5 protein-coding genes and 2 pseudogenes are annotated in these 7952 nt (G+C 65.7%); 3 read left to right on the top strand and 4 right to left on the bottom strand.

Going from position 1 to position 7952, the window contains the following annotated elements:
- Positions 1-219 (bottom strand): annotated as a pseudogene (locus AB839_RS21780) (hypothetical protein); the annotation flags it as partial.
- Between the two features lie 421 nt (positions 220-640).
- Here AB839_RS21780 and AB839_RS18445 point away from each other — a divergent pair.
- Together AB839_RS18445 and AB839_RS18440 are read left to right on the top strand one after the other, a co-directional pair.
- On the top strand, positions 641-1228 hold the full coding sequence (locus tag AB839_RS18445) for a cyclin-dependent kinase inhibitor 3 family protein (protein WP_012478648.1): 588 nt from the start codon (positions 641-643) through the stop codon (positions 1226-1228).
- 120 nt (positions 1229-1348) lie between these two features.
- Positions 1349-2203 (top strand): annotated as a pseudogene (locus AB839_RS18440) (PA0069 family radical SAM protein); the annotation flags it as partial.
- A 55-nt stretch (positions 2204-2258) separates the two neighbouring features.
- Here the strand turns inward: AB839_RS18440 and AB839_RS18435 are convergent.
- The 3 genes from AB839_RS18435 to AB839_RS18425 all read right to left on the bottom strand — a co-directional run bounded on the left by AB839_RS18435 (position 2259) and on the right by AB839_RS18425 (position 5633).
- Complete coding sequence (locus AB839_RS18435; RefSeq protein ID WP_032957940.1) at positions 2259-2966, bottom strand: 2OG-Fe(II) oxygenase; 708 nt, start codon at positions 2964-2966, stop codon at positions 2259-2261.
- 108 nt (positions 2967-3074) lie between these two features.
- On the bottom strand, positions 3075-4091 hold the full coding sequence (locus AB839_RS18430) for a class 1 fructose-bisphosphatase (RefSeq protein ID WP_061480468.1): 1017 nt from the start codon (positions 4089-4091) through the stop codon (positions 3075-3077).
- Between the two features lie 339 nt (positions 4092-4430).
- Positions 4431-5633, bottom strand: coding sequence for an amino acid aminotransferase (locus AB839_RS18425; protein ID WP_061480467.1), 1203 nt, complete (start codon positions 5631-5633; stop codon positions 4431-4433).
- Between the two features lie 171 nt (positions 5634-5804).
- On the opposite strand from AB839_RS18425, the gene AB839_RS18420 reads away from it, so the two are divergent.
- On the top strand, positions 5805-7898 hold the full coding sequence (locus tag AB839_RS18420; protein WP_061480466.1) for a TonB-dependent receptor: 2094 nt from the start codon (positions 5805-5807) through the stop codon (positions 7896-7898).
- The last annotated feature ends 54 nt before the right edge of the window (positions 7899-7952 follow it).

The following is a 7952-nucleotide window of genomic DNA, read 5'->3' as shown; positions in this document are numbered from 1 at the left end:
AAGGACGCTGTGCACGCCCGATGCATGCTTCGGATCTACGTTGTCGCCAGTTCCAGGACCGTGTGAGTGCCCGTGCTCTGCCGTTGCAGCGATGTCGTGCTCGGCAGTATGGAGCTCGCCCTGTTGGATCACGATCGGCCGAACAACGACGCTCAACAGCATCAGCACGAAAAGGCTGAACCGGATGAGTCGACGGTGGCGGGCCGAGAAGGCGGACATGAAAGGAAGAATAGAGGCAGTCAAGCTGAGTTGTCGAGAGCCCTGAGTTGGAGCCCCCCCTGATCCAGTTATGGCTTGGCGCTCGAGGGAGGGCGTCGCTTAAGCCCACTCCGATCAGATCGCATTGCCTCAGGTATCGCCGCGCCTGCTGCCGCTTCTGGCCGATAGCGGCCGCCCAGTAAGGATGGTGCCGGCCAGAGGCTGGAACTGGGCCTCACTGCTCTCTGGAACCGCGTCCTCCAGGCTCGTTCCAACGTCGAATGGGGCCTGGCCCCTCTCTCAGGCGTTGGGCGATTCTGCGCTGCTTATGGGATTCAGTAAGACCATATCCGTACCACTAGGCTCACCGTTGGACTTTCAGGTTAAAAGGGCGCAGCGTTCGCTTCTCGCCCAACAGGGCCATTGATTTCGGAGAGCGCAGGTGAGCAGAACAAGTAATTCTCATCCACTGCAGATTGCGACGCTGCCTATCGGCGTGAATGGCGGTGCGATCGGCGTTACCTTTGCACCGGGAAAATATCAGGACGTCGCAATGACGGGGTCTTGGGCCCGAGACTTGGATATCGATCTGGCGTCGATAGTCGCGTGGGGAGCACAGCATCTGATCACGTTGATTGAGCCGTGGGAGTTCGAAGAGCTACGAATTACCTCCTTGGCAGAGCGTGCCAAAGCGCATGGCTTGATGTGGCACGGCCTACCGATTAAGGATGGTGCGGCTCCTGATGCACGGCTGCTTCTGCCATGGCAATCCACAGGACCCCAGTTCGCAGCCGAGCTCTTGTCCGGAAGCAGGATCGTGGTGCACTGCAAAGGAGGCCTAGGGCGAGCGGGGACCGTGGCGTCGATGCTTCTCATTGACACGGGCTGCGCTCCAGACGGCATCGATGCGATCGCTAAGGTGCGCTCGGTGCGCCCTGGTGCAGTGGAGACTGCGGAGCAGGAAGAATTCATCCTGAATTGGCCTGCTCGCAGAGCCTCAAGTCTGGGGGTAGTCGCAATGCCCGGCTAACCTACCCTTTACCGCCTTGGGCTGGAATACAAGAGGACGGAACTCCGCAGGTAGTCTGTAGGGAAGCCGCCGTAGGGGACGCAGTGCTGAACACTTTTCCTCGAACACATATAGTGCTGGTGTTCCTACTGCTTCGCGCGCCCTTCGCATGCCTATCTGAACCTGTCGCCTGGCCTGGACTTCGAGACCAAGCTGTTCGCCAAGACCAATGCGCCTCAGCTGCTGCGCAAGGAACTGTCGAAACCCGGTTACGTGCCGCAGCCGATCGCGCTGGGCATCAACACCGATGCGTACCAGCCGATCGAGCGCAAGTTCAAACTGACCCGCCAGCTGATCGAAGTGATGCTGGAAACCAGGCATCCGTTCTCGCTGATCACCAAGAACGCACTGGTCGAGCGCGACATTGATCTGCTCGCGCCGCTGGCGGCGGAGAACCTGGTCAGTGTGCATTTCTCGGTGACCTCGCTGGACCCGCATCTTTCCGCGAAGCTGGAACCGCGCGCATCAGCACCTCATGCACGGTTGCGCGCGATGAAGCGTCTGCATGACGCGGGTATCCCGGTGGGCGTGATGGTGGCGCCGGTGATTCCGTGGATCAACGACAGCGAACTTGAAGCGGTGCTGGAGGCTGCGCACGATGCCGGCGCCAGTACCGCAGGCTACGTGCTGCTGCGCCTGCCGCTGGAAGTGGCACCACTGTTCCGCGACTGGCTCGATACCCATCATCCCGATCGCGCCGCGCACGTGATGAGTACCATCCAGCAGCTGCGTGGTGGCAAGGACTACGACAGCCAGTTCGGCACCCGCATGCGCGGCCAGGGCGTGTATGCCGATCTGTTGAACAACCGCTTCAAGCTGGCGCGCAAGCGGTTGGGATTCAATGCGCAGAACAGCCATTGGCCGAAGCTGGATTGCAGCCGGTTCCAGAAGCCGCTGCCGCCGAAGAAGGATTCGCCGCAGGGGTCGTTGTTCTGAGGCCATCAGTCGAGCATGGCTCGGCTCTACATCAAGGCCGACGAGCAGCTCGGGATCACCCGCCAAACAACTTCTGCGCACTCTGGAACAGGATCCAGCTGGTGGCGATGAACTTGTCGCCACCCTGTGGCCGATTGCCGCGATGGGTGTGGGTGAACGCCGTCGGCGCAATCAGCAGGCTACCGGTGCGCGGCGCGATCTTCCGCCCCTGGAACAGGAACTCGGTTTCGCCTTCGTCGAAGTCGTCATTGAGGTACAGCGTCCACAGCACGTGCCGGTGCAGGGTCTCGGCCTGCGCATCCTTCGGGTACAGCTCGCAGTGCCAGTACGGGTAGCCACCCTCGCCCGCGGCATACCACTGCAGGTTGATCGCGCCCGGACGCAGGCAGGTGCGGGCCAGGTCGGCCAGCTGCTGTTGCGGCATGTCGGGGAAGTCCTCGGCAGACAGGCGTCGCGGTTGGCCATTGCTGTCCTGGATCTGCAACATCAGCGGGGCAATCAACGCCTGTGGATAACGGCGTAGATAAGTCAGCAGGCCGTTGAACACCGCAATCTGCAGCTGCTGATCAACATCCTGCCAGCCGTCCAGGCCACTGATGCGCAGATCCTTGCTGTGCTTGAGTTCCGGGAACACGCCACTGCCCACCGCACCGGGCAGCAGGCCACGCGTGGCACGCATGCGCTCGACGATGGCCGCGCAGACCTCACTGGGGACGGCGTTGTGGATGACCTCGATGAAATCGACCGGGCCCTGCTCGTGCATGCGTGCATTCCTTCGGCGGCAACGGCTTGATGGTGCCGTTTGCCGCCCGCGGTGTCACCCTGCGGTCATGTCATCGAACTGCCATGACCGCCGTCAGGCGTTGAGCCGTCAGCCCTTCGCTTCGTCGTGCGCGTGGTGGTAACGCACCGCTTCGGCCACTTCCTCGCGCGAACCCAGGAACACCGGCACGCGCTGGTGCAGCTGGTCGGGCTGGATGTCGAGGATGCGCTCGCGGCCGGTCCAGGCGGCGCCGCCGGCCTGTTCGACCAGCAGGCCCATCGGGTTGGCTTCGTACATCAGGCGCAGCTTGCCGGCCTTGGACGGATCCTTCTTGTCCCACGGGTAGATGAAGATGCCGCCGCGGGTCAGGATGCGATGCACGTCGGCCACCATGCTGGCGATCCAGCGCATGTTGAAGTTCTTGCCGCGCGCGCCTTCCTTGCCGGCCAGCAGATCACTGACGTAGGCCTGCATCGGCGCCTCCCAGTGACGCTGGTTGGACATGTTGATGGCGAATTCCTGGGTGGCCGCCGGAATCTGCATGTTCTCGGTGGTCAGCACGAACTCGCCCTTCTCGCGGTCCAGAGTGAAGGCGTGCGTGCCGTGGCCGACGGTCAGCACCAGCTGGGTGCTGGGCCCGTAGATGCAGTAGCCAGCGGCGATCTGCTTGCTGCCCGGCTGCAGGAAGGCGTCATCGCCCGGCAGCTCGACGTTGGTCGGGCAGCGCAGCACCGAGAAGATGGTGCCGACGGAGACGTTGACGTCGATGTTGGAGCTGCCATCGAGGGGATCGAACAGCAGCAGGAAATCACCGCGCGGATAGATGTCCGGCACCGGCTGGCTGTGGTCCATTTCCTCCGAGGCGCAGGCGGCAAGGTGGCCGCCCCAGGCATTGGCTTCGAGCAGGATCTCGTTGCTGATGACGTCCAGCTTCTTCTGCGCTTCGCCCTGCACGTTGCCGGTACCGGCGTCGCCGAGCACGCCACCGAGGGCGCCCTTGCTGACGGCGATGGAGATGCTGGTGCAGGCGCGGGCGACGACCGCGATCAGCTGGCGCAGGTCGGCATTGATGCGGCCGGCGTGCTGTTCCTGGATCAGGAAGCGGGTCAACGAAGTACGGGACATGGGCGGGCAGGTCTCGGCAGCGGGAAAACGCCTATTGTCGCCCGTCTGGCGGGGGCGTGCGTGAGCGCGGGAAGGCGTAATCGTTTCCAGATGCGTTGCGCTGTCGGCGCACTCCTTCATGGAGGCGCAGGGCGAGGCACACCGTGACCAGGACACGCCGTAAACCCATCCATGGGGGCTCGATCGGCGCATCCATGCGCCTCACGGTCCTGGCCACGGTGTGCCTCGCCCTGCGCTTCAGGGTTCGCCGCGAGCGCGGAGAGTGTGGCAAAGGCAAAGCAGGAGCAAAAACAAAGGCGCCTTTCGGCGCCTTTGTCTTCAAACCACTGGAGCGTTGTTTCAGCCCTTGGCGACGGTGGCCACGGCCTTGGCGACGTATTCCAGGTTGTTCTGGTTCAGCGCGGCCACGCAGATGCGGCCGGTGCCGACGGCGTAGATGCCGAACTCGTCGCGCAGACGTTCGACCTGCTCACGGCTCAGGCCCGAGTAGGAGAACATGCCGGCCTGTTCGTTGATGAAGCCGAACTGCGGCGCACCGGCAGCGGCCAGCTTCTCGACCAGGCCCTGGCGCAGGGCGTGGATGCGCTCGCGCATCTCGGTCAGCTCCTGCTCCCACATCGCGCGCAGTTCCGGATTGGTCAGCACGCCGGCCACCAGCGCAGCACCGTGGGTGGACGGGCTGGAGTAGATGGTGCGGATCACGCGCTTGACCTGCGACTGCACGGCCTTGGCGTCAGCAGCGGTCGGCGCCACCATCGACAACGCACCCACGCGCTCGCCATACAGCGAGAACGACTTGGAGTACGAGTTGGCGACGATGAAGCTGTCGATGCCGGCTTCGGCGATGATGCGCACGGCGGCGCCATCCTGCTCGATGCCCTTGTCGAAGCCCTGGTAGGCCATGTCGATGAAGGGGAACAGCTGCTTGTCCTTCAGCAGCTGCGCGACCTGCTTCCACTGGGTGACCGTGAGGTCGGCACCGGTGGGGTTGTGGCAGCAGGCGTGCAGCAGCACTACAGTGCCGGCCTCCAGCTTGCCGAGGTCGGCCAGCATGCCGTTGAAGTCGACGCCATGGCTGGCCGGGTCGAAATAGGTGTAATCCAGCACCTCGAAACCGGCCGCGCTGAATACCGCACGGTGGTTCTCCCAGCTCGGGTTGCTCAGCGCCACGGTAGCGTGCGGCAGCAGCTTCTTCAGCACGTCGGCGCCGACGCGCAGCGCACCGCTGCCACCGACGGTCTGTGCGGTGGTGACGCGGCCGGCGGCCAGCAGCGGCGAGTCCTTGCCGAACACCAGCTCTCGCGTGGCCTGCGTGTATGCCGGCAGGCCATCGATCGGCAGGTAGCCGCGCGGTTTGGCGTCAGCGGCAAGCTGCTGCTCGATCTGCTTGACGGCGCGCAGCAGCGGGATGCGGCCGCTCTCGTCGTAGTAGATGCCCACACCCAGGTTGACCTTGGTCGGGCGGCTGTCGGCGTTGTACGCCTCGGTCAGGCCCAGGATCGGGTCGCCTGGGACCAGTTCCACGTTTGCAAAGAAGGACACGGCGGTACTCGTTCGGTAGACGGAAAGGGGGAGGAAGTGCGCTACGCGGTCTGCGGCCTTGCAGCCGGAAACAGCCCATCGTAACAAAGCCTGCCGGGGCTGGCCGCCGCCATCGTCATCCGTAGCCCCGTACCATGGCGTGCGTTGCCGCCTGATCCATCAACCTGAATCATGAATCCCGCCGCACGCCGCCCTTGCCTGCCGCTCGCTGCCCTGCTGTTGTCGCCTTGGGCGGCGCTGGCCGAGTCCGCGCCGACCGCCCTGCCCAGCGTGCAGGTGCAGGCCGCACGCGTGCCCGGCATCGACCCGTTCGCGCTGCCGGCCAGCCAGGACACGGTCTGGATCGACGCCGCGCGTCCCGGCGCCGGCGCACAGCTGTCCGAGGCGCTGGCCGGGGTCCCGGGCCTGGTCGCCCGTGACCGCCAGAACTTCGCGCAGGACACCCAGCTGTCGATCCGTGGCTTTGGTGCGCGCTCGACCTTCGGTGTGCGTGGGGTGCGGGTGTTGATCGACGGGGTGCCGGCCACCATGCCCGATGGCCAGGGCCAGCTGTCACACGCCAGCCTGTTGGGCGCCGAACGCGTCGAGGTGCTGCGCGGGCCGTTCTCGGCGCTGTACGGCAATTCCTCCGGCGGCGTGCTGCAGGTCTGGAGCGCACAGGGCCAGGCCGGCGACCCGTGGCGGCTGCGCGTCAACTCGGGTGCCGACAGCACGCTCAGCGTCGGCGCGCAACTGAAGGGTGCCGGCCGTGTTCTGGATTACAACATCGCCGCCAATCACTTCCGCACCGATGGCTGGCGCGACCACAGCCGTGCCCGCCGCGAATCGCTCACTGCGCGTATCGGTGGCGATCTCGGCGGGGGGCGGCTAGAGCTGCTGCTCAATGCCTTCGATGCCCCCGATGCGCAGGACCCGCTGGGCCTGAGCCGTGCCCAGGTGACGGCCGATCCGCGCCAGGCCACCGCCGTGGCGCACCAGTACAACACCCGCAAATCGGTGCGCCAGCAGCAGGCCGGCCTGCGCTGGACCCGTAAAACCGGGGCGCAGCGTTGGCAGCTGATGGGCTATGCGGGCCAGCGCGCGGTACGCCAGTACCTGCCGATCCCGCCGGCAGCTCAGACCAACAGCCCGTTGCATGCCGGCGGGGTGATCGACCTGGAGGGCGGCTATGGCGGGCTGGACGCGCGCTGGGGCTGGCACGGCGACCTCGCCGACCGGCCGCTGGATCTGGTGGCCGGGCTCAGCGCCGACCGCCAGCGCCAGCATCGCACCGGCTACGAGAACTTCATCGGCAGCGCTCTCGGCGTGCGTGGGCGGCTGCGCAGAGACCAGATCGACACCGTGCAGAACGTCGATCAGTTCGCCCAGGCGTGGTGGCAGTGGAGTCCACGCTGGTCATTGCTGGCTGGCGTGCGTCACAGCGCCGTGCGCTTCGAATCCGACGATCGCTACATCACCGCCCGCAACCCGGACGACAGCGGCCACCGCCGCTACCGGGCCACCACGCCGGTGGCCGGGATCAGCTTCGCGGCCAGCCCGCAGTGGCGGCTGCACGCGGCGGTGGGCCGTGGCTTCGAGACGCCCACCTTCAACGAGCTGGGGTATCGCGCCGACGGGCAGGCGGGACTGGCGCTGGATCTGGCGGCGGCGCGCAGCCGCAGCCTGGAGGTGGGCAGCAAATGGCATGCACAGGACGGAACCCAGCTCGATATCAGCCTGTTCCGCGCAGATACCGACGATGAGTTGGCAGTTGCCAGCAACATCGGCGGACGTAGCACCTATCGCAACATCGGCCGCACCCGCCGCCAGGGCGTGGAACTGCGCTACCGGCAGCCGTTGGCAGAACAGTTGGAACTGCAGGTGGCCTGGACCTGGCTGCAGGCGCAGGTGCGTGCGCCGTACCAGACCTCGAACACCTGGGTCTCCGCCGGCAGCCGCCTGCCCGGGGTACCGCGCCAGCAGGCGTTTGCCCGGCTGCAGTGGACGCCGGCCGACTGGCAGTGGGCGCTGGAGGCCGCCGCCAGCAGCGACACCGTGGTCAACGACATGGCCACCGAGCGGGCGCCGGGCTACGCGTTGCTGAACCTGGAAGGTGGCCGTCGCTGGACACTGCCAGGTGGCGAGCTGCGCGCCTTCGCCCGGCTGGAGAACGTGCTGGACCAGGCCTACATCGGCTCGGTGATCGTCAATGACGGCAACGGGCGCTTCTACGAACCGGGGCCCAGCCGCCGGGCCAGCGTGGGCCTGCAATGGTCATGGCGTTGAGTGGGTAGTGCCGGCCGCTGGCCGGCATCGCTCTGTGAAGGGCAGCCCAGACGT

This window comes from Stenotrophomonas sp. DDT-1 (assembly GCF_001580555.1).
Taxonomy (GTDB): domain Bacteria; phylum Pseudomonadota; class Gammaproteobacteria; order Xanthomonadales; family Xanthomonadaceae; genus Stenotrophomonas; species Stenotrophomonas sepilia.
The sequence above is the reverse complement of the archived record's forward strand: the minus strand, read 5'-3'. Positions and strand labels throughout refer to the sequence as shown.

Bases quoted from the DNA above. Each gene is read 5' to 3' on its own strand.
- AB839_RS18435 (WP_032957940.1), bottom strand. From the start codon at position 2,966: ATGCACGAGCAGGGCCCGGTCGATTTCATCGAGGTCATCCACAACGCC.
- AB839_RS18430 (WP_061480468.1), bottom strand. From the start codon at position 4,091: ATGTCCCGTACTTCGTTGACCCGCTTCCTGATCCAGGAACAGCACGCC.
- AB839_RS18420 (WP_061480466.1), top strand. From the start codon at position 5,805: ATGAATCCCGCCGCACGCCGCCCTTGCCTGCCGCTCGCTGCCCTGCTG.